Raw genomic sequence first — 25,534 nt, 5'->3', positions numbered from 1 at the left:
TATCCGCTCACTCGCAGGCGTCTTGACCTGCCCCACCCTCGCCACACCACAACCAACGAGACACCGACCACAAAGTCACCGGCATTGGGCCTAGGAGTACCGGCACGTGGTCCTCGCCCATGACCTGCGCACGCTCGACGGCTACCTGGCCTCCGACCGTCCGGGGCGTGGACGGGCGCTCCTTGCCGGGCGGCGCAGAGTGCTCTGGTCGGCCGTCGAGATGTTCGAGGCTGAGCTGAAGTCACGGAAGTCGGTCACCCACCTCCAAGTGTGCGCCCAGGCGGCGCGGGTGCTCGCGGGCACGGCAGCACGCTACGACCACGTCGTCGTCGACGAGGCGCAGGACCTCCACCCCGCTCAGTGGCGGGTCCTTCGGGCCGCCGCCGCGTCCGGACCGGATGATCTGTTCATCACGGGCGACCCGCACCAGCGCATCTACGACTCGCGGGTGTCGCTGACCTCGCTGGGGATCCAGGTGAAGGGCCGGACGAGCAGGCTGCGCATCAACTACCGCAGCACGGAGGAGATCCTCGCGTGGTCGACCGGGGTCATGGGGCCGGCCGCGGTCGAGGACCTGGGCGGCGAGGGGACGGACAGTCTCACCGGGTACCGCTCGCTCCTCCACGGGCGCAGGCCCGTTGTCGAAGGCCACGGCTCCGAGCAGGCGGAGATCGCCGCGCTCGTCCAGCGGATCGAGGGGTGGATCGCCCAGGGGATCCGTCCCGCCGATATCGGTGTCGCAAGCCGTTTCAACGTGCTGCTCGACAAGGTCCGCGACAGGCTGGCCGCTGACGGGGTGCCCGCGGTGCGCGTGAAGGACGGTCCGGCGCCGCAGACGGACGGTGTACGGCTGGCCACCATGCACGCCATGAAGGGGCTGGAGTTCCGCGCGGTGGCCGTGCTCGGCGTGAGCGCGAGCGCTGTGCCGTTCGCGCGGGAGATCACTCCGGTCGAGGTGGACGAGGCGCTGCACGCGACGGACATGTTGCGTGAACGGTGCCTGCTCTTCGTGGCGTGCACCCGCGCGCGGGAGGCGCTTGCCGTCTCGTGGAGCGGGGCCCCGAGCGGCTTCCTGCCCGCGCGCGGGTAGGCGGGCGGGTCAGGCGTCCCCAGGCGGAGGATTCAGAGCACCGTTCGTGAGCCCCTCACGGGCGAGCTCGGTTGCCTGTTTGCTGAGCTGGACGAGCCGGCGGGTGCAGGTCTCGACCCCCTGGAGCGCGCGGAAGGCCGCTCCGTAGTGACGTTGGGCCTCGATGCCCAGCTGGGGGATGCGGGAACCCCGGGTGTCCGTGCGGAAGGTGCCGCTGCTGCTGGTGGAGCGGCGCTTGTTGGCGGGGCTGACCAGGAACCCGCGCAGGTAGTCGGTGTCGAGGTGTTCGCTGACGGAGACCGGCTCGCCCTCGGCGTACTCGATGAGCCCGGCGCGGGTGAGATCGGTGACGCTGACCGATGCGGTGTCGAGGGTGCCCGGTCCGCCCCCGGAGGTGAGCCGGGGCAGCAGCGCCTCCAGGGCGCGGAGTTGCTCCTGCAGTTGGCCGAGGAGGGCCGTGTACTCGACGAGGTAGTCCCGGTTGATGCTGCCGATGTGGCTGCCCGGGGTGAGATCGACGGTGTCGTCCAGGAGATCGATGAGCGGGACGTCGACCACCTGGCCGGGTTCGGGGGAGAGGGGGCCGTCCGGTGCGTTGGCGGTGAGGTCCACCATGCGGACGGTCTGTGCGATGCGGCCGTCGGGGCGCACGAGGATCCACAGGTGAACGGGAAGGGAGTGCGCTGACGCGGTTCCGGCCGGGAGGGCGACGACCTGGGTGAGGATGCCCCGGCGGACGAGCTCCGCACGGATGCGACGGCCGGCCTTCCGGTAGGCGACGGAGGCGGGCATCACCATGACGACCTTGCCGCTGGTGGCCGTGTGCGCATACGCGTGTTGGAGCCAGGCGAGTTCGCTTTCCGCCCGCGAGGGGGTGCCGAGCTCCCACCGCGCGTCGAGCAGGAGGTCCTCCCGTCCCCAGTCGGGCGAGGCCACGGGCGGATCACAGACGACGAGGTCGACCTTGAGTCCTGCCCACTTGTCGTCGTGCAGGGAGTCCCCGGCCCGGACCTCGGTCGGGGTACGGCCGAGCAGCCCGGCGCGGAGCCGGGCGACCTCAGCCATCGCGGCGTCGATTTCCTGACCGTACCGGGCCGGGCCGCTGTCCGGACCGAGGGAGAGCAGCAGAGTGCCGATGCCGCAGGCCGGGTCCAGAATGGTCGCCGCATCCGGGATCGGGCCCACGAAGTGCTGCACCGCCCGGACGATCCGGGGGGAGGAGACCTGATCGGAGCCGGCGCGGCGGGTGGCATCGAGGAAACGCTCCGTGAGAGCGGTCATCAGTTCGGCCTTGGAGGTGGCCCGTGCGAGCTCCAGCACCTGTCGAGTGATCTCGGGCCCGAGCTGAGGTGGAGGTGTTTCGTCGGTAAGTAGCCGGGCCACTGCCGCCAGTCCCTGGACGACGTCCTCCCCGAAGACACCGCGCAGGCCCTGCCACAGCTGCACTTCGTCGGACACGTCGTGGCCCTTGCGCTGCTTAGCGAGCCAGGCGTTCACTTCAGCGAGGTCGAAGAGCGGACTGGTCGACCCGCCGCCGGCCGGTGCCGGGAAGTCGTCGTAGCGCCGTCGCCAGTTGGAAACGGCGGCTCGCGTCACTCCGGCCAACCGGGCGATCTCGGCACCGGTGATCAGCGGATCAGGGGTGGGGCGAGCGTCGTCCTTCATTGGGCCACCGTACACGCCAGTGGCCTCTGCCGAAAAGGATGACTGTGTTGGCGACGTAAACATGTTCCTTTGCCAATCTACCGTTTACCATCGCCGGGTGTGGAGTCGCATGTCCTTGTAGGCAGAGGCTTGGTGGAAGCCGGCTCTGAAATCGGTCGCGCTCCGTACAGTGGACAGAGCACTATGCATTCGCCGTGGGGGAGCGCACACGTATGACGCAGGTCGAGCAGCCGTACCCGGTTTCCGAGCTTCTGGCCGCCGTGCAGGCGGAGATCCGTGCGGAACGCCGCGACGACGCCACGGATGTGGAGAAGGCGTCGCTGTCGGACGGGCGGCCGGTGTCAGCATCGGAGGGCCGGTACGAGTACCTTTTCGGCTGCCGCAGGTGGCCGGGGTCCTTCGACGGCAGTCCGGTTCTCGTCCGCCCGTCGCAGGCGCGCGGCGCCTGGATCCCGGGGGAGGCGTCACCGATGCCGGATGGCAAGGTCAGGCTGGTGACGGCTGAAGGCCTGCCAGCCGGAGTGCGAAACGTTCAGGTGCGGAAGGACGATTCGGCGGGCCTGCTGGTCCTGGCCGAACGGTTGCAGGCTGCAGGTTCGAACGACGGGGGTATCCGGGTCGAGAGTGCCGGGTGGGCCGTCGGACAGGGAACGCCGGAGGTGGGCCGGGCCGCGGACCCCGGACGATGGGTGGCCGACTGGCACGGGCTGAAGCTCAACTCGCGTCAGCGGACCGCAGTCGCCCAGGCCCTCGCGAGCGAGGCACTGTTCCTCTGGGGTCCGCCAGGCACGGGGAAGACCGATGTCGTCGGTCACATCGTGGAGGGCAACGTCCGGCAGGGACACAACGTCCTGTTCCTGGCACCGACCAAGGTCGCCGTCGATCAGGCCCTGGAGCGGATCTGCGACCTCCTGAGGGCCGAGGCGGGATTCGCCGAGGGCCTCGTCCAGCGGGCCGGGGAGATCGAACTGCCATCGCTGCGCGAGCGGTACGGAGACTTCGTCGACCCGACCCGGCTCGCGGGCCGGGTCTCGGCGCAGCTGGACGAGGAGGTGCGGGTTGCGCGGGAGGCCCTGCAGCGGGCCCGCGTCGGCGTCGCCCTGCGCGACGAAGCCACGGAGCTGGAGCAGCGCCTCGCAGAGGACCGGAAGGTTCACAAGAACGCGGCCGCTTCGGCTGGGGTTGCGGAACGGGATGCCCTGCGGGCGGAGGCAGAGGCAGCGCGGCTGCGCTTGGCCATCAGCGAGGTGGGAGAGCCGAAGGGTTTCCGCGCTGGTCGAAAGGAGAAGCAGCTTGCCGCACTACGGGAGGAACTCGCCCAGGCCACCGAGGCTGCCCTCACCGCTCAGTACATCGGCGCTGCCGCGTGGAAGCAGTCGGAGGAACTGGCCGCCCGGATCAGCGCGACCAGTGGGAGCCTCGCAGGTCTTCGGCCCCGGCTCGAAAGTCTTCCGGCGTACGCGGCACTGGTTCACGAAGTCGGCACCCTGCACGAGCGCATCCAGGAGCTCGACCGGCAGCTCGCCCGCATCAAGCAGACCCTACGGTCCCGGTGCCGGGTCATGGGAGCGACGGTGGCCAAGGCGGTGCAGTCGCGCAAGCTGCTCGACCGGGTGGACGTCGTGGTGGTCGACGAGGCGGGCATGGTGAGCCTGCCCTCGGCTTGGCTGGCAGCCGGCCTGGCGGGCAAGCGAATCGTCATGGCAGGTGACTTCCGGCAACTGCCTGCCGTCACCAAGGGGGACGGCGATCGCAAGGCCTCGGAGGATGAGCGCACGCATGCGCGACACTGGGCCGCACGTGACACCTTCCACGCGGCAGGCCTGGTGGGGGAGAACGGCTCTGTACGCCAGGATCCGCGCCTGGTGGCCCTGGACACCCAGTACCGCATGCGCGCGCCGATCTGCCGACTCGTCAACGCCGTCGCCTACCCCGACGCGCCGCTGACCACCGGTCGGCCCGACAGCAGCCGGATCCCCTTCAACTCGCTGGTCGATGTTCCCGTGATCCTCATCGACACCTCCAAGCAGCGCATCCCGGGCCCCGACTATCGGGCCAACACCGTGAACGAGGCCGTCGTCCACGAGCTCGTCCGTGGCCTCCAGTACGAGGGAGTGCTCCCGGGCCGCAAGTGGGGGATGGCGGAATCCGGACCGGGGGAGCGGGCGACCGACCGGCTGGCGGTTATTGCGCCCTACCGCGCGCAGGTCAAAGCGCTGAAAGGAAGCCTGAAGTACCGGTTCGGGGAGGACTACGAAGGTCTGGTCGACACCATCCACCGGTTCCAGGGCAGCCAGCGACCGATCGTCGTTTTCGACACCGCCGTCGGCGCTGGAAAAGACCCTGGCATCTTCTACGCCGGAGCCGGTCTTTCCTCCCAGACCTGCCGTCTGCTCAATGTTGCGCTGAGCCGAGCCCAGGACCACCTGGTCGTCGTCGCCGACGTCGAACATCTGCGCAAGCACCTCGGCGTGCGTAGTGAAGCCAGGGTCATGCTCGATCATCTGGAGAGCCACGCCCAGGTGATCTCGGCCGACCAGCTGATCCCGACCCGGGAAGCGGCCCAGCTCGCGGTCCTGTCCGAGGAGGAGCTGGCGCGGCCAGCCTTCTTCCCCGCCGACGAGGTGCAGAAGGCTGTGGAGTGGGACATCGCCCGGGCCCGGACCAGCATCGAGGTCTACTGTGCCTTCCTCGACCCGCAGCCGGTGCGGCGCTGGTCCGCACTACTCGGTGCCCGCGCGGCCGAGGGTGTGCGGGTCGTCGTCCATACCCGGGCACCCGAGGAGCAGCGGGAGGCGGCCGGGGCGGCCCGTCACCAAAAGCAGGTCGAGATCCTCACAGCGGCCGGCTGTCAGGTGGGCTTCCGCGAACGGATGCACGAGAAGGTCCTCATCCTCGACAGCACCGTGCTGTGGCACGGTTCGCTCAACCTGCTTGCGAGCAGCGGGCCGACCGATCTGATGATGCGCTTCACTGACCCCGCGTCTTGTGAACGTGTCAGCCGGGTCATCGACCGGGCCCGTAAGGAACGGGCTGCGTGGAATCCGCAGGTGGCAAGGGTGGATGACATTGCTGCGGGACCCGGCACATCCGGCCCCGCTGCACCCGATTCACCCGGTGCGGCGAGGATTCGCCCCGGGGACGTCGTGGACGGCCGACTCTATCTCGGAGTCCCGTTTGAGGAGAAGGACGAGGCCAAAGCGCTCCTCAAAGCCCGCTGGGACAAGCCGAACGGGCTGTGGTACGTCGACTCTGCTCGGGTGACGCGGGAGCAGGCTGCCCGCTGGCTGCCGTGAGACGAGGATGCGAGCATCCAACCGCGTTCCAGCAGCGTCGGGGCGGCTCCTGGTGGCATGCCACCAGGAGCGACGCCCTGTCGAGTGCTTAGCCGTAGCGCTTCTCAAGCGATGCGGACGGGATCGCTAGCGTTCGTCGGTGAGGTCGCGGACGAGGGTGCTGCTCATCTGGGGGAGTTCGCCGTACTCGGGGTCGTCGCCGGCGACGGGGAGTTGGTGGATGACGGCCGCGAGGCGGGGGGGCAGCTTCACGTCGAGGCCGTAGTGGCACCGGGCGAGGATGTCGGTGAGCACCTGGGCCGGCAGCAGTGCGTGAGGAGTGCTCAGGACACGCTGTGGCGGGCGGGGGTTGGTGGCCAGTGCTTCGGCCTGTTGGCGCCAGACTTCCGCGTCCAGGAACTCCCCGATGCTGCGGTGCAACAGGCTCAGGAACGACGCGGAGGTGTAGGAACCGCCGCCGGCCGCGAACTGCCACCAGAACTGGGCGCCGTCGCGATGGCCCGCGACGTACAGCAGCGCGCCGAGGACGAGGGCGCCCTCGGGGTGGATCTGCTCGGCGTTGACGAGGAGGCCCAGGGAGGCCGCGGCGGACGGCATCGAGAGGACCAGGGACGCGGCGAGGTCGAGTTCGTGGGCCGCCTGCTTGTGCTCGGAGGACAGCGGACTCGGGGCGGTCAGCAGCCGCTCCCAGGAGACGCCCGTGCCCCCTGGCTGCGGTCGCGGGGCCCGGGTGGGCAGGTGGATGCCGGCCATGTTCGGGTGCAGGGCCCGGTCGTGCTCGGTGCTCACCGGCTCTCCCCGCGTCGGCCGCCGAGTGCCGCGGCCAGACGGTCGAGAGCCTGGCTCGCGGTCGAACGGACGTTGGCCTCGGTCGTCCCCAGGCAGTCGGCGATCTGCTCGTCCGGCAGGTCGAGCAGGTAGCGCAGCACGATCACGTCGTGTCGCCGCTCGGACAACCGCCGCAGCGCGACGTACAGTTGCTCGTGACTGCCCCCGGTCTCCATCAGGTGCTGCGCCCGCTCGGCGGCGATCCGCACGGCGTAGACCCACCCGGGGACGCTCGCCTGGGTGGGCAGCGGCTCGCCGTTCATCATCAGTTCCGCCAGGGTGGCGCCGATCTCCTCCTTGAGGATCGTCCAGGCGTGGAACGGTGGGATCTTCTCGCGCAGGATGCGCGGCCACTCCTTCCACACGCGGACCTTCGCGATCTCCACCGCTCTGTGTGCGGCGTCGTCGTCGCGAAGGCGCGCGCGGGCGAACCCGGTCCACGCCCCCTCGTGCGTGTCGCAGAACGCGTCGAACGTCAGGCGGTCCCGGTCTCCGACCACCCGGTCGCTCTCGGTCACGTCCCATTCCTCCCCTGCGGCACGCCTGTCGGCTGCCGTCCGGCGCGGGCCGCCGACCGTGGCTGAACCCCACGGCCGTGCGGCGGTCACAGCGGGAACTCGCTTCCCTGGTAGGAACATTAAGGCGGATTGGATGCCGAGATGTTAAACCGCGACAAGGTGTTTCGAGATCAGACATAAGGTGCGGCGGATGATGGAGATACCGTGCGGAACATGGTCAGAGTGAGTCACTACATGCTCTGATTCGGTCGTCCTGCTTCACGGTCGCGTCGTCACCGGCGGCGGCCCTTGCTTGGCCGTTCGGGCGTGTGGGCATAGTGGAAGGGGCCGCGCCAGGGTCCGCCACCGTTCGCCACGGTGGCACGGGCGCGGATCGGTCCTGTCCTGCGCAGGGCGAGTCGATGACGTATCAGGGGGAACGCATGACGGACGGCACCGCCAGGACCGACGACGTAGAGGTCAACCTCGACATACACCTGGCCCACTCGGCACGGATGTACGACTACTACCTCGGCGGCACGACGAACTTCCCCGCCGACCGTGAGGCCGCCGGCCGGGCCCTGGCGGTCTTCCCCTACGCCCGCTCCGCCGCGCGCGCCAACCGTGCCTTCATGCGCCGGTCGACGCAACTGCTCGCCGAGGCCGGGATCCGACAGTTCCTCGACATCGGCACCGGGATCCCCACCTCGCCGAACCTGCACGAGGTCGCGCAGTCGGTCGCACCGGACGCCAAGGTCGTCTACGCCGACAACGACCCGATCGTGCTCCTCCACGCTCAGGCGCTCCTGCGCGGCACCGCGCAGGGCGTCACCGCCTACGTGCAGGCCGATGTGCGCGAGCCCGGTGACCTGTTGGACTCGGCCCGGGCGATCCTGGACTTCACCCAGCCGATCGCGCTCAGCATGAACGCCCTGCTGCACTTCGTGCCGTTCGATGCCCAGCGGATCACCGAAGGACTCAAGGCACAGCTGCCCAGCGGCTCCGCGCTGGTGGTCAGCCACTTCACGCAGGACTTCGCCGCCGAGGAGACCGCTCGGCTCATCCAGGTCTACACCGCCGCGGGAACCCCCGTCGCCGCCTGCACTCGTGACGAGTTCGCGCAGTTCTTCACCGGCTGGAACCTCCTGGAGCCGGGCGTCGCGGCCACTCCGCGCTGGCACCCGGCGGCGCCTGCGGACGACACCGAGCACATCACCGACGCAGCGGCCTCCTGCTACGGGGCCGTCGCCATCCGCCCCTGAGCCGTTCTCCCAGTCCGGCAGCTTCCAGTCTGGCAGCTTCGAAGCCCGGATGTTCAAGCCCGTACATCGGCATTCCGGGACCCGGGTGCGCCCACCGCCGGTGGCGGCAGGAGTCGTTGTCAGTCGCGGTCAGCGGTCAGCGGTCAGCGGTCAGCGGTGAGCGGTGAGCGGTGAGCGGTCGGCGGTGAGCGGTCGGCGGGCCGCATCAGCCGCTCGCCGGGCGGCTCACTCGCGCCCGCCGATCGCGTCGACCGGCGCCGGCCGCAGGGCGGACCGGGTGGCCACCGCGATCGAACCCCAGGAGAGCGCGACGGTGACCGCCACGATCGCGACGAGGCCGACGAGGCCGAAGGGGGAGACGGACGGAACGGGTGACTCCGTCAGCCCGAGGCTGATGCCGACCAGGGGCGGGATCGTCGCCAGCAGACCGAACAGCAGCGCCGAGAAGACCACGATCCTGGCTTCGCCGTTCATCATCGCGCGGACCTGGGCCCGGTCGGCGCCGATGAGTTGCAGCATCGCGAACTCGCGCACCCGCGCCGCCGTCGCCATCACCAGGGTGTTCACCACGGCGATGGCGATGTAGCCCAACAGCACGGTCTGGAACAGGAGGTTGAGCGCCCAGTCACCCGAACCGCCGCCCCCGGGCGCGGCCTTGAACGCCTCCTGGCCGCCCACCTGGACCGTCGGGTAGCGTCCGACCGCGCCGCGCAGCGCGTCGGCGAGCGCCTTCGGGTCGGTCCCGTCCGCGGACCTGACCAGCACGGCGGTGTCGACCCGCGCGGTGGTGTGCGCGACGACGAGGTCGTTGGGCAGGGTGACGTCCCCGAAGCCCGAGCCCCGCTCGTAGACCGCCACCACCCTCGGCCTGACCGCCGTGCCGTCGCCGAGCCGCAGGTCGACCGTCCCACCGCGCTGCGCATGGACGGTGTCCGCGACGGCGCGGCTCAACGCCACCGTCTCGCCGCGCAGTTCCGCGGTGTCGCCCTCGACCACCTTGAGGTCCATGGTCTCGGAGAGCCGTTCGGGCGCGACGCCCTGGGCGGCGAAGACCTTGGTCGCGGTGCTGTTCTCGGACGGGAACGTCAGCAGCACCCGCATCCGTGCCACCGGCGTCGCCACGGCGGCGCCGGGCACGCCGCGCACGCCGTCCACGACCTCCGGGGACACCCCGGCGCCGGACGACGAGGTCAGCACGTGGTCGGCCCGCAGGCCGGCGTCGAGTTGCTCCTGCGACGCCGCGATCGTCGTGGAGGCGCCGAACACCTGCACGGCGGCCAGGGTCACGCCCATGGCCAGCGGGGTGACGGCCGAAGCGAGTCGCCGCGCATCGGCTCGCGCGTTGGCCTGGGCGAGGAAGCCGGGGGCCTTGGACTGCCGGTTCAGGCGCGGGCCGAACAGCACGACGGCGCCTCTGATCAGCAGCGGGCCGACACACCCCAGCGCCACGACGAACAACAGGACCGCGCTCGCCGCGGTGTCGGCGGCGGAGTCACCCGACACCGCCACCTCGCCCGAGGTCAGCAGCAGCCCGAGCGGGACGAGCAGGAAGCCGATGGCCAACCGGACCCGGCCGATCCTCCCGGGCTCGACGGCGGCGTCCCCGAGCGCCTCGACCGGGCTGGTCCCGGACACCCGGCGCGCGACCAGCCAGCCGCCGAGCCGGGCGCTGGTCATGCACAGCACCAGCGAGGCGAGGAAGGGCAGCCACCCCACGTCCATCCGGAAGTCCGCGGGCATCGCGCCCGCGAGGACGAACACGCCGCGCATCACGAACGCGATGACGACGCCGGGGATCGCGCCGACCAGGGCACCCGCCAACGACACCAGGGTCATCTCGGCGCCGATCATCCGGTGGATCTGCCGGGGCGTCGCGCCGATGGCACGCAGCAGGGCCAGTTCGCGCCCGCGCTGCCGCACCGACAGCGCGAGCGTGCTCGCCACCACGAACACCACGATCAGCACCATGGTGCCGCCGAACGACGCCGACGTCTCGACCACCAGGCTGCGGGCGTCGCCCACGTCCAAGAACTCCACGTCGCCGCGTTCCGCGCCGGTGTGGGCCACCACCCCCGGCACGGCGGCCGTGATCCTGCCGGCCAGTTGCTCCGGGGTGACGTCGGGCCCGGCCCGCACACCGATCGCGTCCACCCGGTCCGGACGGCCGGACAGCTCGGCCGCCCGGCCGTCGGTGAAGAACACCGCGGACTGGCGGCCCAACCCGCCCCCCGGCGGGGCGGCGACGCCCACCACGCGGTACGGCGACGCGACCGAGCCGACCACGAGCCGCACCGTCGCGCCGGGCGACACGTGGGCGCGCGCGGCGAGCCCGGCGTCGAGTACGACCTCGTCGGGCCCGGCGGGCGCGCTGCCCGCACGCACCGCGAACGGCCCGAGCACCGCGGCGGACCAGCCGTGCCCGACCACGGGGAAGCCGTCCGGGCCGCCCACCGCGCGGCCGTCCGGGGCCAGCACGCCGACCTCGACGTCGACATCGCCGACGGCGGAGCGGACACCGGGCACGGCGGCGACGGCGGCGACCTTGTCGGCGGGCAGCGTGACGCGCTCGCTGTAGCGGACCTCGGAGCTCTCGTCCAGCCAGTACGACTGCTCCGCGCCGAGGACCACCGCCGCGCCCGAGTAGCGTTCGGGGGCCACCCCGCTGCTGAGCCCGGACATCAGCAGGATCCCGCAGGCGGTGATCACCGCCGAGCCCATGGCGATCGCGACGAAGGAGCCGACGAAGCCGCCCTTGCGCCCCCTGATCGTGCTCCAGGCCAGCGACAGGCCCTTGCGGTCCGGCACCACGAGGCGGACCAGCCGTCGGATGCGGCGGATCACCACGCGCCCAGGTACGTCACGCGCGCCGCGACCTGCCCCGAGGCGGGCCGGCGCGGCTCGCCCGCGAGCCGCAACGGCGGCGTGACGATCTCCTCCACGGCCGGCGTGGTCATCGGGTCGCACACCCGGGAAAGGCACTCCTGCCGGAATCGGACGGTCCCACTCCGGGAGTGCGGGCGCCACGATCCAGTCCGACGCGTACGACATCCAGCGCCGGTATCAGGCTCCTTGACGAACCGTAACTCCTCGACGCCGCACCCCAACGGATCGACCAGTCGGCGGATGCGGCACGCCACGCAGGTTGAGACATGCTCGGGGAGCCTACCCGAGGCCCCGCCGCGCCCCTTCGCAATTTCTTTAGTGACGATCAGTCAAGAACGGTCCGTGCAGGTCATTGCAAATACAGCTTCTCCCATAACGGCTTATCCGGTTTGAGTTCTGGATCCGGGTCAGTGGGGGCGGGGTGGGATTCGAGCGACTCGCCGAGACGTGCGGGGGTGGCTCGGGCAGGGCAGGATGGGGCCGGTTCGGGTGGCCTGGCCGCCTGGGCCCCCGTCTCGGTGCGTGGCCGTTCCGGCGGGTTCGCCACCGTCTGACGGGCGTTCGTCGCTCGGGAGCCGCCCCATGACCGCTTCTGCCCCTGCCGGGCCGATCGTCCGGTTCCACCGTTCGGTCGCCGAGTCGCTCGGCGGGCTCCCAGGTGCCTTCTGGTGGCTCTGGGTCGCGACCCTGGTCAACCGGCTCGGCGGTGTGGTCACGTTCCTGGCGCTCTACCTCACCGCGGACCGTGGTTATTCGGCCTCGTACGCAGGGGTGGTCGCCTCGCTCATCGGCCTCGGCTCGGCGATCGCCGCGCTGGTCGGCGGTGTGCTGGCGGACCGGATCGGCCGGCGGCCCACCCTGCTGGCCGCCCAACTGCTCACCGCGCTCACCACGGCGGCCCTGGGTTTCGCCGACGGGCAGCTGGCGATCGCCTCGACGGCGTTCCTGGTCGGACTGAGCAGTTACGCCTCCCGACCGGCGACGTCCGCGATCATCGCGGACCTGGTGCCGGCCGCCGACCGGGCCCGTGCCTTCGCGCTGAACTACTGGGCGATCAACATCGGGTTCGGCGTATCGGCCGCGCTGGCCGGGCTGGTCGCCGCCCACGACTACCGGGTGCTCTTCCTCGTGGACGCCCTGTCCACGCTGCTCTGCGCCGTGGTGGTCTTCGTCAGGGTCCCGGAGACCCGGCCCGTCGAGCCGCAGCGGGACGCCGCCGGGCCGGGTCTCGGGCCGGGGGCCGGGCCGGGTGCCGGGCTGGGCACGGTCTTCCGGGACCGGCGTTTCATGGCGCTGGTCGGGCTGTCCTTCGCCTTCGGGCTGATGCTCCAGCAGGGCAACACGACGCTCGCCGTGGACATGGGCAAGGCCGGGCTGACCAGCACGCAGTACGGAGTGGTGATCGGGATCAACGGTCTGCTGATCGTCCTGTTGCAGATCCCGGTGACCCGCCTGACGAAGGGACAGCACCGTGGGATGCTGCTGCTGGTCAGCGCGCTGCTCACCGGATCGGGCTTCGGCCTCACCGCGTTCGCGGGCTCCTCCGCCCTCTACTACGCCGCCACCGTGGGGATCTGGACGCTCGGCGAGATGATTCAGGCACCCACGAGCATGAGTCTGGTGAGCGAGCTCTCGGCGACGAGCACCCGCGGGCGCTACCAGGGAGTCAACTCGCTGGCCTGGTCGGCGGCCTCCCTCCTCGGGCCGGTCGCCGGCGGGCTGCTGCTGGACCACGCCGGCCGGGGCGCCCTCTGGGGGTGCTGCGCGGTCCTCGGCACGGTGGCCGCGGCGGGGTACCTGGCGTTGGGGCGGCGGGTGGACACCGGGCACTACTCGATGTCGTGACCAGGCCCCGAGAGGGGACGGGACGGATCACGGTTCCTGGCGCGGGTCGGTCCAGGGGGCCAGGTCGGGCGCGGCGCTCTCGCTGCGGAAGAGGAACTCGAACAGCAGCCGGGCGGCGAGCTGCGCGGTGCTGCCGGAGGGGTCGTAGCGGGGGGCCACCTCCGCGATGTCCACGGCCTCCACGGGCAGGGCGCGCAACTCCTCGTAGACGTCCAGGAGGTGTCCGGTGTCGATGCCGCCCATGGTCACGTGGCCGGTTCCGGTCGCCACGGCGCTGTCGAGGACGTCGATGTCGAGCGACACGTACACGGTGTCGCAGCGCTCGCCGAGCTGTTCGACGAGCGGGCGCAGGGCCGAGGCCGCGCCCTGGCGCAGGATCTGCGATCCGGGCACCACGTGGAAGCCCCGGTCGAGCAGGCCGCGGAACTGGTCGTACCTGGTCACGTCGCCGACGCCCACGAAGGCGATGTCCTCGGGGTGCATCCCCGGGAGCTCGCTGATCCGGCGGGAGTTCGACCCGTGGTAGAGCGGCCCGTGCAGGGTGCTCCAGTTCCCGAAGTCGAAGTGGTGGTCGATGTTGATGAATCCCACCCGTCGCGCGCCCCGGTCCAGCCGGCCGGCGCGGAAGCCCGCGAAGGTGGGGAAGGTGGTCGAGTGGTCTCCGTTGAGGAAGACCAGGCGCGGCGCCGATCCGCTCAGCCGCCGGCTCCCGGCGGCGACCGCCTGGAAGGTGCGGATGGTGTCGGTCGGGTAGATGTGCAGGTCCCCCGCGTCGGCCACGCGCGGGGCGCGGTAGCGGAACGTCCGGCCGCTGCGGGTGTCCAGCATCTTCCACTGGCCCAGGCTGGTGAGGTAGCTGGAGAACACCAGGCTCGCCTGCCGGATCGCGCGCGGCCCTTCGGCCGCGCCCGGACGGGAGCTGGCGGTCGCGTCGTACGGGACGCCTGCCGCGACCCAGCCGTCCTCCCCGACGTCGACCTGCGCCCGGTCGGCGGCGGGGGCACCGAACAGGGTGGCGAGGCCGGCCCACCCGGGCAGCGGGTCGGTCTCGAACTCCTCGGGTTTGACGCTGCGGTGGAGCGCCTCGAAGTCGGGGAGTTGGTAAGGGGGCTGGGTGGGGGGCTGGTTCATGCGGTCTCCCTTGCGGAGTGGCCGGAGTGGTCAGGGTGGTCGGGGTGGTCGGGGTGGGCCGGTACGGGGGTGCGCACGATGCGGTGGGCGGCGGCGATCTTCTCCTGGAAGAGCTCCCAGCTGCGCTCCGGAGTCAGGTGGCTGGGCCGGTAGACCACCGGGGCGTCCTCCCGCCACTGCGCGAAGTCCCAGGTGAAGATGCGCTCGCGCAGGCGCTGGAAGTCGGGGGTGAGCGGGTAGGGGACGAAGTTGTAGAGGTTGAAGAGCCACAGGGCCCGGCGGTTCGCCTCCAGCCAGCGGACGGTCTGCGCGTGGGACTCCTCGGTCTCCTCGTCCAGTCCGCCCATCATGTTGAGGACCACCTTCAGGCCGGTGTCGCTCAGCGCGTGGATCCGCTCGGTGTAGTCGTCGAGCCCGCGGGACAGCTTGCCGAGCCGTTTGAGCATCTGGGAGTCGGCCGACTCGAAGCCGAGCTCGACCGCCACGACACCGAGTTCGAGCATCGCCTCGATGACCCACTCCTTCACCTGGAGGACGTGGGTCTGCACGATGAACTTGTAGCCGGGGCGGTCGCGGAACACCTCCAGCAGGTTGCGGACCGCCTCCCGCGACTGTCCGAAGGTCTTGTCGCCGACGTAGACGAGCCGGGTGTCCGGGAAACGGTCGGCGAGCTGGTCCACTTCGGCGCGGAGGGCGCTGTTCCCCACCAGGGTGAGCTGCTTGCTCCAGGCGTCACCGCAGAAGGCGCACTTGTACAGGCAGCCGTGGCTGGCGTTGAGCCGCAGCATCGGCACCTTGCCGCTGTAGCCGTCCAGATGGCGGTAGTCCGGTGCCCAGGTGATGGGCTCGGCCACCAGCCCGAGGGCGGCCCGCTTCTCCGTACGGCCGCCCCGCCCCGAGGCCAACTCGACCAGGACGGCCGCGAAACCGGCGTCGAGCTGCCCGCGGTGCACGGCGTGCACGGAGCCCTCGGGTGCCAGCGGGGCCATGTTCCCGCCCAGGACGACGCGCCGCCCGGCGCGTTCCAGCTCGCCCGCGAGGTCCAGGGCGAGCCGGAAGTTCTGGGCCAGCGGCGAGAACAGGACGAGATCGCCGGGTGCCGTCGCCGCCAGGATCGGAGCGCCGCAGGCCTCGCTGTCGGCAGGGGTGCGGGACAGGTCGACGAAGCAGGAGTCGATCGCGGTGCTGTCCAGCAGGGCGGTCAGGTGCGCGACCCAGAGCGGAATCTCCCAGAGCCCGTCGGACGGGATGAAGTACTCCGGGAGGAAGGCGCGGAAGCGGCGGTCGTAGTCCTGGTAGTAGGCGGACAGCCGGTCATCGGGGTCGCGGGTGGACGGGAAGGGCAGTTGGACGATGCAGCACCTGGTCACGATTCCTCCGCACGTGGGGACGTGCTCGCACCGACCGGCTCACGGGAGGGCGCCGGTCGGTCGCGCCCGGAGGAACTACTGCCCGGGCGGTGGCCGCCGCCATCGGCGTGAACGACGCTCACTGGTGCGCGTACCGAACCCGGGGGAGCGCGAAGGACCTCCGTGCCCCCCCGGGCGTGCGCCGGGTCGGCCGGGTAGCGATTCGGCCGGCCTGCGGGGAGGCCGAGGTGGTTACCGTTCCCGGCAACGCCGTCCTCGGGCGCACCCCGCTCACGGAGCGGTTCGCCGCCCTCGTCCCGGGCTTCGGCACCGTCGTGCACGGCTCCGGAGTGAGCATGCTGCTGGGCCGGATGGAGTTCCGCCGACCACCCCGGCTCGCGGCGGCCGAGCTGGCACCGGACATCCGGCTGCCCGGCACCGAGAGCTATCTGCGCTGGGTGGTGATGCTTCCCGAGCCGCTCCCCTCCGCGCCGGCGGACTGGCCGGCCGTCCGCGACCACCTGCTCGCCCTGCTCGACGGCTGGCACCCCGACCTCGTCGACCTGGTCCGTCAGGCGGACGTCGTCAACAGCTCGCCCCTGAGTATCCGTTACGGCAAGCCCGTGCCGCACTGGGGCGTCACGGTTCCTGAAGGTGTGCTCAGACTTCTTCAGCGGATCTTCAGCGGGTTGGTCGGAGGCTTCTGGGGTCACTCCCCCGTCCGCCTCGTCGCAAGTGAGCCCCCGTTGTCCCTGAGCCCGATCCGTGCAGCCCGCGCCACGGCCGAGACCCGGCCCGTGCCCGAACGGCGGCGGCCCGCCGCCGAGGGGGCGGGTGCGGCCCTGCTGCCCTGGGCGCTCGCCGCCGTGCTGTTCGCCGCCTACACCGCGCTGTCCGTCTCCCGTCACCTGCACCTGCGGACGAACGGCTTCGACCTGGGCATCTTCGAGCAGGCCGTGCGCGGCTACGCCGAGGGCCGCGCGCCGGTCTCCGAGCTGAAGGGGCCGGGCTTCCACCTGCTCGGGGACCACTTCCACCCGATCCTGGCCACCCTCGCACCGTTCTACCGGGTCTTCCCCTCCGCGCTCACCCTGCTGGTCGCCCAGGCGGCGCTGGTCGCCGTGTCCGCCGTCCCCGTGACCAGGGCCGCGGTGCGGGCGGTCGGCCGGTGGGCGGGCGCGGGCATCGGGGTGGCGTACGGGCTGTCGGTCGGCCTGCAACAGGCCGTCGGCTTCGACTTCCACGAAATCGCCTTCGCCGTACCACTGTTGACGTTCTCTCTGGAGCGGCTGATGCTCCGGCAGTGGCGGTCGGCGGTCGGCTTCGCCCTGCCGCTGCTGCTGGTCAAGGAGGACCTCGCGGCGACGGTCGCCGTCATCGGCTGCTACCTGTTCTGGCACGGCCGCCGCCGACTGGGCGCGGGCGTCGTCGCGCTCTCCGCCGCCACCCTGCTCCTGGTGCTGCTGGTCGTCATCCCGGCCCTCAACCCGGACGGCGCCTACACCTACCTCTCCAGCGTCGACGGCCCGGCCGGCAACCCCGTGACCAGGCTGCTCCTGCCCGGCGAGAAGTGGCACACCGTCGTCACGATTCTGGCCCCCACCGCGTTCCTGGCGCTGCGCTCCCCGCTGATCCTGCTCGCCCTGCCGACGCTGGGCTGGCGCTTCTGGTCCACCAACCCGTCCTACTGGGGGACGGACTTCCACTACGGCGCCGTCCTGATGCCGATCGTCTTCCTCGCCTTCGTCGACGCCCTGACCCGGCTTCGGCTCCGGTTCCGGGCCCGGCACGGCCTGCGGCGGTGGACGGTCCGCGGTTCCGTGGCCGTCGGGCTCGCCGTGACGGCCGCCGCCCTGCCCTCGCAGCCCCTCGCGGAGCTGGCCCGCCCCGCCACCTGGCAGCGCGACGCGACCGTCGACGCGGTGAGCGCGCTGCTGCGCCGGATCCCGGACGGCGCCGAGGTGGCCGCCGCCAACGGCTTCGCGGCCCAACTCACCGGCCGCACCCGGGTCTACCTCTTCCCCCGCTACCCGGGCGCCCCCGGCGCGCGGCCCGACTGGGTGGTGGCAGCCGACCACCCGCGGGACGGGCTCCTCTCCGCCCGCGACGAGGCCGAAGCCCTCCGCGCCCTCCCCGCCGCCGGCTACCGCCCCGTCGCGAGCGCCGCCGGCATCACGGTCTACCGGCTCACCGACCCTGCGGGCTGACCCGGGGCGGTGGTCGGACGACGGGAGGCGTGGTGACAACTCGACGCCAACGTGCGGTGGTTGCGCCGACGCGCGCAGGGCCCGCCACGTGCGGGGTGGCCCTGCGCGGGTCGGAGGGACGACAGGTCAGCGGGACGGAGGGGCGGAGGGACGGCAGGTCGGCCTGGTGTCAGCTGAAGGCGGCGTCGGCGGTCAGCGTCGACTGGGCGATGGGCTGGCCGACTCCGAGCAGGACGTCGACGCAGTTGTCCAGGATCGGCTGGTCGCTGTCGATGTTGAGGACGGTGGTCAGGTTCTCCCCGGCCAGGCGGGTGGAGGAGCCGGTGACGGTGCCGGTGAGGGTCCCGGCCCCGTCGACGTCGACGACGGCGATGTCGGTGATGGTGCTGCTCGCCTGCGTGCCGTCCTTCAGGTTCCAGGTGAAGGTCGCGGTGGAACCCGGCGCCATGGCCGGCGGCGTCAGCGGGTTGCAGCTGAGCGTGCCGAACTTGAGCGTCGCGGTGACGGTGCCGCCCGTCACGGCCGTCGGGCCGCCCTGGGAGTCGAGGCAGCCGCTCACCGTCCCGCCGATCGCCACGGTGGTGGCCTCCGGGCCGGCCGAGAGCGGCGGGCTGAAGTTGACGGCGGCGTTCACGGTGCAGTTCAGGATTTCCGCGGCGGCCGTCGGGGCGGCGTCGGCGACCGGTGGCACGGCGGTGCACAGGGCGGCGGCGAGAACGGCGGACACGGTGACGGCGCTTCGGCGTACGGACACGTGGATTCCCTTTCTTTCGTCGGACCGGGGGTGTGGCCCTCGCACTCGGAGCGGGGTGGGCCGAAGGGGGACGGTGGCACGGCGCGAGGAATTCCGGCCGTCGCCATCCCGGGGATCCCGCCGATACGCCTCGAATGGTCCAGCGCCGCGGTCCGGCCCTCCGGCGTGGGCGGACACCGGGAAGGCGGCGGCCGGCCGGTCGACGGAGGGGCGCCGGGCCCTGGTCGACCTCGGCACCGTGAAGTGGTTCAACGGCCGTCGACGTCGTCGGCCGCTGAGGGCGCGCGGCGTCCGTCAGGCCACGTGGTCGAGGGCCGGCGCGGCCGTCGGCTGTGCCGTGGCCCCGGCGCCCTCGGCCTGCGCGCCCCAGCGGCGGGCCAGGACGGCGCAGACCATCAGTTGCAGCTGGTGGAAGAGCATCAGCGGCAGCACCATCAGCCCGGCCGCCGGGCCCGGGAAGAGGACGGTGGCCATCGGGACACCGCTGGCCAGGCTCTTCTTGGAGCCGCAGAAGACGATCGCGACCAGGTCGCCCCGGCCGAACCCGAGCCAGCGGCCGACCAGCAGCGTCGCGGTCAGGACCAGCCCCAGCAGCGCCGCCTCCACCCCCAGCAGTGCCGCCAGTCGGGGCAGGGAGAGGGCACCCCACACCCCGCCCACCACGGCGGCGCTGAAGGCGCTGTAGACGACCAGCAGGATCGAGCCGCGGTCGACCAGGCCGAGGACGGCGCGGTGGCGGGCCATCCAGGCGGCGATCCAGCGGCGCAGCACCTGGCCGGCGGCGAAGGGGAGCAGGAGTTGTTCGGCGATCTCCAGCACGGTGCCCGGCGAGACGCCGCCCTTGGTGTGCAGGAGCACGGCGGCGAGCAGCGGGGTCAGGACGATGCCGAAGAGGCTGGAGAAGGTCGCGCTGCAGACCGCCGCGGCCGTGTTGCCGCGGGCGATGGAGGTGAAGGCGATCGAGGACTGCACGGTGGAGGGCAGCAGGGTCAGGAACAGCAGGCCCTGGTAGAGCTGTGGCGACAGCACCGCCGGCACCAGCAGGTGGGCGGCCACCCCGAGCAGGGGGAAGAGGCCGAAGGTGACCGCGAGCACGGTGCCGTGCAGCCGCCACTGCCTGAGCCCCTCCCAGGCCTCGCGGGCGGAGAGCCGGGCGCCGTAGAGGAAGAACAGGACGGCGACCGCGCCGGTGGCGGCGTCCGAGAAGGCCGGTGCGGCGCTGCCGCGGGCGGGGAGCAGGGCGGCCACTGCCACGGTGCCCAGCAGGGCGGCGATGAACGGGTCGACCCGGAGGCGGGCGGGGCGGCGGGGCAGGTGGGAGCGGAGCGGGTGGTTCGGGCGAGGCATGGTTCTCCGCGGTGGCGGTTCGGGTGGGATGGCCCCAGCCTGCCGCCCGCCGGGGTGATTGTGAATCCCGCTGGCGGCACTCACTGTCATCATGATCCGTGATATCAGCGGATAGAATGGCCGGATGTTCGATCCGGTGCAGTTGAGGTCCTTCCTCGCGGTGGCCCAGACCGGCGGCTTCACCCGGGCCGCCCAGCGGCTGGGGCTGCGGCAGTCGACGGTCAGCCAGCACGTGCGGCGGCTGGAGACGGCCGCCGACCGGCAGCTCTTCCTGCGCGACACCCACTCCGTGCAGCTCACCGGCGAGGGCGAGGCCATGCTCGGCTTCGCCCGGACGATCCTGGAGGCGCACGAGCAGGCGCTCGGCTACTTCGCGCGGACGCAGGTGCGCGGGCGGGTGCGGTTCGGCGCCTCGGAGGACTTCGCCCACACCGAGCTGCCGCAGATCCTGCGGAGCTTCCGGCGGAGCAACCCCCAGGTCGACCTCGAACTCACCGTCGGCCTCAGCGCCGTGCTCTACGAGCAGCTGGCCGACGGACGGCTCGACCTGGTACTCGGCAAGCGCCCGCCCGGCGGCGGCTCACAGGGGCAACTGGTGCGGCAGGACAAGCTGGTGTGGATCGCGGCGGAGGACTTCCGGACGGACCCGGCGGAGCCGCTGCCGCTGATCGTCTACCCGCCGCCCAGCTTCACCCGGGTCCGCGCCCTGGAGGTCTGCGAACGCGACGGGCGGCCCTGGCGGATCGCCTGCACCAGCACCAGCCTCTCCGGGGTCCGGGCCGCCGCGCTGGCCGGCCTCGGGGTGGTGCCGCACGCCCGCAGCCTGATCCCGTCGGGCCTGCGGGTGCTGCCCGACCAGCCGGGCCTGCCCAGCCTCGGTACCATCGAGTTCGCCCTCACCACGGGGCGCACCACGGCGCGCGGCCCGGCCCGGGTGCTGGCCCAGGCGGTCCTCGCGGACGCGTTCCGCCTGCAACGCGCACCGGAGCGGGCGGAGCCGTGACCGGGGGTGACGGCCGGGCGTTCCTGCGGCCGTGATCCCCCGGGGGGCGGGCCGGCCCGGGGTGCGGGTGTCACCACCCCACGGGCAGGGTGCGCGGGGCCCGGGTGATCTGGCCGCGTTTCCAGTCGGGGGCGCCGGCCGCGTGGAGGGTCGGGAAACGGGCGACGAGACCGGACAGGGCCTCCTGGAGCTGGACCCGGGCGAGTTGCGCGCCGACGCAGAAGTGGGCGCCGTGCCCGAAGGCCAGGTGTGACGGGGTGTCCCGGGTGAGGTCGAGCAGGTCGGGCCGGTGGTGGACGCGTTCGTCGTGGTTGGCCGACGAGGTGAGCGCGATCACCGCCTCGCCCTCCTTGACCGTCACCCCGCCCAGCACCACGTCCTCGGTGCTCACCCGCAGGTTGGCGCCCACGGTGGCCTGCGCGTACCGCAGCAGCTCCTCGACCGCACCGGGGATCAACGCGGGCTCGCGGCACAGCAGTTCGTAGCGTTCGGGCTGTTCCAGCAGCAGGTGGACCAGACCGGCGAGGCGGTCCGAGGTGGTGCCGTAGCCGCCGGTGAGCAGGACGATGCAGAACGAGATCAGTTCGCCCTCGCTCAGCCGGTCGCCGTCGTCGCGGGCCGCGATGAGGGCGCTCAGCATGTCGTCGGCGGGGTGGGCCCGTTTGGCGGCGACGAGCCCGGTGAGGTAGCCGGTCATCTCCTCCACGGCCGCCATCACCTCGGCGTCCGTCAGGGCGGTGACGCTGCGCACCGCGTCGTCCCAGGCGTCGAGCCGGTCGCCGTCCACGCGGGGTGTCCCCAGCAGGTCGCAGATGACGGTCAGGGGCAGCGGCCGGGTGAAGTGCGCGACGAGGTCGGCGGGGCGCGGGCGCGGTGCCAGGGCCGTCAGCAGGTCGCCGGTCAGGACGGCGATGCCGCGTCGCATCGCCTCCGCCCGGCGGGCGTTGAGCGCGGGCGAGACCAGCCGGCGCAGCCGGGAGTGGTCGGGCGGGTCGGCGGCCAGGATCGAGTCGGGCAGCGTGGTCGTGCGGTTGATCCGGGGGCCCGTTCCCCGGGTCGCGCGGGCGCGGCTGAAGCGGGGGTCGGCCAGGACGCGGCGGACGTCGGCGTGCCGGGTCACCAGCCACGCGGTGTCGCCGCTGGGCAGCCGGACCCGGACGACGGGTTCCTCGCGGCGCAGCCGGGCGAATTCGGGGAGCGGTTCGAGCCCGTCCCGGTGCGGGAAGGGGAAGGGCTCGATGTGTTCGGTCCGGCTCACGCGGCTCTCCATCGGTGGCGGTCAGGGGCGTTCGTAGACGGAGACGTGGTAGGCGCTGTCGCGGGTGAAGGGCGCTCCCGCCCAGTCGCCCCAGCGTTCCTTGAGTCGAAGCCCGGCCCGGCCCGCCATCAGGTCGAGCTCGCCGTGGCCCGCGTAGCGGAACTCGACGTGCAGGTGCCGGGTGCGGCCGTCCTCCTGGATGACGTAGTGCGAGCGGTAGCGCTGGGTCGACGGGTCGAGCCGGCGGTGGCAGAGCACCAGGTGGTCGTCGCCCTCCGCGACGACCTCGGGGCCGGTGGCCGCCGCGAGGGCTTCGGGCACGTGGGCGTCGAGGACGAGGAGGCCGCCGGGGGCGAGGTGCGCCGCCGCGTTGGCGAAGCAGCGTGCCTGGGTGGCCTGGTCGGGCAGTTCGAAGAACGTGCCGCCGCCGAGGAAGACCAGGGTGTAGCTCCCGGCGACCGGCACCTCGGCGAAGTCGCCGATCGTCACGGGGATGTCGGCGCCCCCGGGTTTGGCCCGCAGCCGCCGGACCATGCCCTCGGAGCCGTCGACTCCGTGCACGTCGATCCCGCGCGCCTTCAGCGGCAGGGCCAACCGGCCGGTTCCGATGCCGAGTTCGAGGACGGGCCCGGCGCCGGCGAGGGCGGTGAGCGCGTCGACCGTCGCCCCGCTCACGCCGGGCTTCGCGAACCAGCGGTCGTACGTCTCCGCGAACTCGGTGGCGTAGCCGGGCCCGGGGTCCGAAGGGGGCGGGCCCGAACGGGCGGGGTTCAAGGGCACGGGGTTCAAGGGCGCGGGGTTCACGGGGGCGGGGTCCGAAGGGGCGGGGTTCACGGGGCTCCTAACCGAAGGGGTGCGGGCGGCCGGGGCCGGGGCCGGAGGGCAGCGGGAGGGTGCCGGGGGCGATCACGCGAACCACCCGGACCCCGGCGTCGCGGGCGGGTTTCGCGGTGGTCTCGACGAGGACCACGTCCTGGCCGGTGTGCCCGGCGAGGACGAGCAGCGGGTCGGTGTGCCGGGCGAGGCCGTGCTGCGGGTCGGTGTGCCGGGCGAGGACGTGCAGCGGGCCGGTGCGCCCGGCGCTGCCGGGCCGACCGGCCGGGGGCGGACGCACACCCCACAGGCGCAGGCTGTCCTGGCGGTGGAACGTCCAGAGCGCGTGCTGGACGGCGGTGGCGGGGGGAGTGGCGCCGTGCCACCGCTCCCAGGTGCGGCGTGCGACCTGCGTCCGCATGCTCCAGCGCACCATCACAGCCTCGTAGGCCGCCTTCTCGACCAGGGCCCCGATCGTGTCCGCCGGCCCGCAGCGGGCCCCGAACGCCTGGCCGGTGCCGTCGGCCCGGTGCACGCACACGACGGCGCAGGCGGTTCCGGCGGGGGCGGGAACGGTGAACGCGGTCGCCACCAGCTCACCGGCCCGCAGGAACGCGGCCAGCGGCGGTGGCGGGACGGCAGGGAGCAGGCTCGGCGGCCGGTCGGAGAGCCCGTACCAGCTGCGGCGCACCAGGTCGCGTTCGAGCACCTCCCAGGCCGCGTGCCGCGCCGCCGCGGCGGGGTCGGGGTGCGCGGCGATGCCGGTGGAGCCGGCGGCGGGCGCGGCGTCGCAGCCGGCCGGGGGGCGGTGCTGCAGGAAGGCCGAGCCCGCCGGGACGAGCACCTCCGCGCCCCGGACGGTGCGACCGCGCACCCACAGCCGGCGGGCGTCGGGCCGCACCGGCGGGGCCAGCGCGGGTACGCCCTGCCGGCGCAGCTCCCGGTGGGTGGTGACGACCTCGGCGGCCGTCTCGGCCTCGCGCCCGGCCAGCACGTTTCCGAGGCGTTCCAGGAGTTCTCCGCGGGCTCCGGTGGCGACCTGTTCCCGGTCGTGCCCGGCGGCGCTGCCCACCAGCACCGGCGCGCCGTCCGCGGCGCTCGTGCCCTCGAACGCGGGCGACCGGGCGGCGACCCGGGCGAACAGCAGCTCCGGCTGGTCGGGGTAGGGGGTGAACACCTGGGGCGTCCACGCCGTCACGCGGGCCCCCCGAGGACGGTGGCGCACTGGGCGAGCACCCGCCGGCCGTGCGCGGTGAGGGTCTCGGTGTGGGCGGTCAGGGTGGTCACGGCCTGGTGCGCGGAGGCCAGCAGGTCCTGGTGCCGGGCGTCGACGGCCGGGCCCAGACCGGTGAGGCGCCGGTAGAGCAGCACGCTGCGCGCCAGGACCACGGTCTGCTGGAAGAGTCCGGTCAGCGGCCGGGGGTCGGCCCGCAGCGGAGTGGCGACCAGCAGGTCGGTGTGCCGGCCCGGCGCGTCCGGGTCGGCGGGCCGGTCGGGCAGCAGGAACGGTTCTGCGAGGGCGGCGGCGTTGCACCTGGTGTGCGCGCCCTCGTGCACCAGCGCCTCGGCGAACCGCACCGGACCGGGCAGCCCGGCGGCGCTCGCCGTCAGCCGCGCGCGGTGGACGAGGACGGCACCGTGCACGGTGAAGTCGGTGTACCCGTCGATGGCGTCGCCCGTCAGCAGCGCGACCTCGGTGACCGACTCCCGCACCTCGGCCGCGGCCTCGGGCCAGACCCGTGCCAGCAGGCCGAGGGACTGGGCCAGCGACTCCCGCTCGGACCCGCGCCACCGGACGGCGTCGGCGGTGACCGGCGCGCCGTCCGCGCCGGCGCGGGCCGGGATGGACCGCAGCGCGCGGGCCACACTGCGGCTCAGGTGGTCCTGCGGTTCGGCCGGGCCGAAGACGGGCGGCGGCACGTGGTCGAGCCGGGCCGCCAGCGCCCGCCGCAGCTCCGGGGACAGCGGACCGGACCGCAGTGCCTGTTGCACGGTGTGGACGGCGTCGACGGCCGCCGGATGACGCAGTCCGTCGCCCGGCGGTGACGGCAGCTCCGCCCGGTCGAGCACCGCGCGCAGTCGTTCCAGCAGCCGCGCCCGGTCCTCGACGGCCTCGTGGGCGTCCGGTTCGACGTCCATGCTCTCCCTTCCCAGCTCCTGGTCCCTGCTCCTGGACTGGCACCTGCCTCCCGGACAAAGGACGTGGGGGGGGGGGGGGGGGGGGGGGGGGAAGGGGGGGGGGGGAGGGGGGGGGGGGGGGGGGGGGGGGGGTGGGGGGGGGGGGGGGGGGGGGAGGGGGAGAAAAT

At 72.7% G+C, this 25,534-nt stretch carries 17 protein-coding genes and 1 pseudogene; 6 read left to right on the top strand and 12 right to left on the bottom strand.

Translation table 11 applies throughout. The annotated features are described in order from the left end of the window. Positions 1–94 precede the first annotated feature (94 nt). A pseudogene (locus tag AC07AL_RS21125) lies at positions 95–1,090 on the top strand (3'-5' exonuclease); the annotation flags it as partial. 9 nt (positions 1,091–1,099) lie between these two features. Here AC07AL_RS21125 and AC07AL_RS21120 read toward each other — a convergent pair. After that, positions 1,100–2,755 carry an N-6 DNA methylase gene (locus tag AC07AL_RS21120; protein WP_478317937.1) on the bottom strand — a complete coding sequence of 552 codons (1,656 nt, stop codon included), beginning with the start codon at positions 2,753–2,755 and terminating at the stop codon, positions 1,100–1,102. A 212-nt stretch (positions 2,756–2,967) separates the two neighbouring features. On the opposite strand from AC07AL_RS21120, the gene AC07AL_RS21115 reads away from it, so the two are divergent. Beyond that, complete coding sequence (locus tag AC07AL_RS21115) at positions 2,968–6,051, top strand: AAA domain-containing protein (protein WP_478317936.1); 3,084 nt, start codon at positions 2,968–2,970, stop codon at positions 6,049–6,051. Positions 6,052–6,177: 126 nt separating this feature from the next. Here the strand turns inward: AC07AL_RS21115 and AC07AL_RS21110 are convergent, their stop codons facing one another. Then, positions 6,178–6,840, bottom strand: a complete 663-nt coding sequence (locus tag AC07AL_RS21110) for a hypothetical protein (RefSeq protein WP_400803495.1) — start codon at positions 6,838–6,840, stop codon at positions 6,178–6,180. Continuing rightward, a complete protein-coding gene (locus AC07AL_RS21105; protein WP_478317935.1) occupies positions 6,837–7,397 on the bottom strand; it encodes a sigma factor-like helix-turn-helix DNA-binding protein in 561 nt (186 codons plus the stop codon). The genes AC07AL_RS21110 and AC07AL_RS21105 overlap by 4 nt, the downstream gene beginning before the upstream one ends. A 422-nt stretch (positions 7,398–7,819) precedes the next feature. Between AC07AL_RS21105 and AC07AL_RS21100 the strand changes: the two genes are divergently transcribed. Beyond that, a complete protein-coding gene (locus AC07AL_RS21100; RefSeq protein WP_478317934.1) occupies positions 7,820–8,638 on the top strand; it encodes an SAM-dependent methyltransferase in 819 nt (272 codons plus the stop codon). Between the two features lie 225 nt (positions 8,639–8,863). Here AC07AL_RS21100 and AC07AL_RS21095 read toward each other — a convergent pair whose 3' ends face one another. After that, a complete protein-coding gene (locus AC07AL_RS21095) occupies positions 8,864–11,482 on the bottom strand; it encodes an ABC transporter permease (RefSeq protein WP_363627505.1) in 2,619 nt (872 codons plus the stop codon). 621 nt (positions 11,483–12,103) lie between these two features. Here AC07AL_RS21095 and AC07AL_RS21090 point away from each other — a divergent pair. Then, the gene (locus AC07AL_RS21090) at positions 12,104–13,366 is read left to right on the top strand and encodes an MDR family MFS transporter (protein ID WP_478317933.1); all 1,263 of its coding nucleotides are present in this window, start codon (positions 12,104–12,106) and stop codon (positions 13,364–13,366) included. Positions 13,367–13,393: 27 nt separating this feature from the next. Here AC07AL_RS21090 and AC07AL_RS21085 read toward each other — a convergent pair whose 3' ends face one another. Together AC07AL_RS21085 and AC07AL_RS21080 are read right to left on the bottom strand one after the other, a co-directional pair. Next, on the bottom strand, positions 13,394–14,497 hold the full coding sequence (locus tag AC07AL_RS21085; RefSeq protein ID WP_478317932.1) for an arginase family protein: 1,104 nt from the start codon (positions 14,495–14,497) through the stop codon (positions 13,394–13,396). Further along, the gene (locus AC07AL_RS21080) at positions 14,494–15,867 is read right to left on the bottom strand and encodes a B12-binding domain-containing radical SAM protein (RefSeq protein ID WP_478317931.1); all 1,374 of its coding nucleotides are present in this window, start codon (positions 15,865–15,867) and stop codon (positions 14,494–14,496) included. The genes AC07AL_RS21085 and AC07AL_RS21080 overlap by 4 nt, the downstream gene beginning before the upstream one ends. Positions 15,868–16,094: 227 nt before the next feature. Between AC07AL_RS21080 and AC07AL_RS21075 the strand changes: the two genes are divergently transcribed. Continuing rightward, positions 16,095–18,053, top strand: a complete 1,959-nt coding sequence (locus AC07AL_RS21075) for a DUF2079 domain-containing protein (protein ID WP_478317930.1) — start codon at positions 16,095–16,097, stop codon at positions 18,051–18,053. 169 nt (positions 18,054–18,222) lie between these two features. On the opposite strand, the gene AC07AL_RS21070 is transcribed toward AC07AL_RS21075, so the two are convergent. After that, the gene (locus AC07AL_RS21070) at positions 18,223–18,807 is read right to left on the bottom strand and encodes a hypothetical protein (RefSeq protein ID WP_363627509.1); all 585 of its coding nucleotides are present in this window, start codon (positions 18,805–18,807) and stop codon (positions 18,223–18,225) included. 294 nt (positions 18,808–19,101) lie between these two features. Next, entirely contained in the window at positions 19,102–20,154 is a 1,053-nt protein-coding gene (locus AC07AL_RS21065; protein ID WP_363585926.1) for a bile acid:sodium symporter family protein, read from the bottom strand. A gap of 124 nt (positions 20,155–20,278) precedes the next feature. On the opposite strand from AC07AL_RS21065, the gene AC07AL_RS21060 reads away from it, so the two are divergent. After that, positions 20,279–21,157 (top strand): LysR substrate-binding domain-containing protein, encoded by an 879-nt coding sequence (locus tag AC07AL_RS21060; RefSeq protein ID WP_363585927.1) that lies wholly within the window; start codon positions 20,279–20,281, stop codon positions 21,155–21,157. A gap of 70 nt (positions 21,158–21,227) precedes the next feature. Here the strand turns inward: AC07AL_RS21060 and AC07AL_RS21055 are convergent, their stop codons facing one another. From AC07AL_RS21055 to AC07AL_RS21040, 4 genes are all read right to left on the bottom strand, one after another. Further along, entirely contained in the window at positions 21,228–22,415 is a 1,188-nt protein-coding gene (locus tag AC07AL_RS21055; protein ID WP_363585928.1) for a cytochrome P450, read from the bottom strand. A gap of 21 nt (positions 22,416–22,436) precedes the next feature. Beyond that, a complete protein-coding gene (locus AC07AL_RS21050) occupies positions 22,437–23,195 on the bottom strand; it encodes a class I SAM-dependent DNA methyltransferase (RefSeq protein ID WP_478317929.1) in 759 nt (252 codons plus the stop codon). A gap of 61 nt (positions 23,196–23,256) precedes the next feature. Then, on the bottom strand, positions 23,257–24,426 hold the full coding sequence (locus AC07AL_RS21045; RefSeq protein WP_478317928.1) for a YcaO-like family protein: 1,170 nt from the start codon (positions 24,424–24,426) through the stop codon (positions 23,257–23,259). Continuing rightward, positions 24,423–25,367, bottom strand: coding sequence for an aKG-HExxH-type peptide beta-hydroxylase (locus AC07AL_RS21040; protein WP_478317927.1), 945 nt, complete (start codon positions 25,365–25,367; stop codon positions 24,423–24,425). Before AC07AL_RS21040 ends, AC07AL_RS21045 begins: the two co-directional genes overlap by 4 nt. Between the last annotated feature and the right edge of the window lie 167 nt (positions 25,368–25,534).

The organism is Kitasatospora sp. NPDC043949 (assembly GCF_056435365.1).
Note: the sequence above shows the minus strand (reverse complement) of the source record. Positions and strands in the feature narration are given on the sequence as shown.

What these genes read in the sequence shown, in the direction of transcription:
- AC07AL_RS21115 (WP_478317936.1), top strand. Translation starts at nt 2,968, where the DNA reads ATGACGCAGGTCGAGCAGCCGTACCCGGTTTCCGAGCTTCTGGCCGCC.
- AC07AL_RS21065 (WP_363585926.1), bottom strand. Translation starts at nt 20,154, where the DNA reads ATGCCTCGCCCGAACCACCCGCTCCGCTCCCACCTGCCCCGCCGCCCC.
- AC07AL_RS21085 (WP_478317932.1), bottom strand. Translation starts at nt 14,497, where the DNA reads ATGAACCAGCCCCCCACCCAGCCCCCTTACCAACTCCCCGACTTCGAG.
- AC07AL_RS21120 (WP_478317937.1), bottom strand. Translation starts at nt 2,755, where the DNA reads ATGAAGGACGACGCTCGCCCCACCCCTGATCCGCTGATCACCGGTGCC.
- AC07AL_RS21100 (WP_478317934.1), top strand. Translation starts at nt 7,820, where the DNA reads ATGACGGACGGCACCGCCAGGACCGACGACGTAGAGGTCAACCTCGAC.
- AC07AL_RS21090 (WP_478317933.1), top strand. Translation starts at nt 12,104, where the DNA reads ATGACCGCTTCTGCCCCTGCCGGGCCGATCGTCCGGTTCCACCGTTCG.
- AC07AL_RS21040 (WP_478317927.1), bottom strand. Translation starts at nt 25,367, where the DNA reads ATGGACGTCGAACCGGACGCCCACGAGGCCGTCGAGGACCGGGCGCGG.
- AC07AL_RS21060 (WP_363585927.1), top strand. Translation starts at nt 20,279, where the DNA reads ATGTTCGATCCGGTGCAGTTGAGGTCCTTCCTCGCGGTGGCCCAGACC.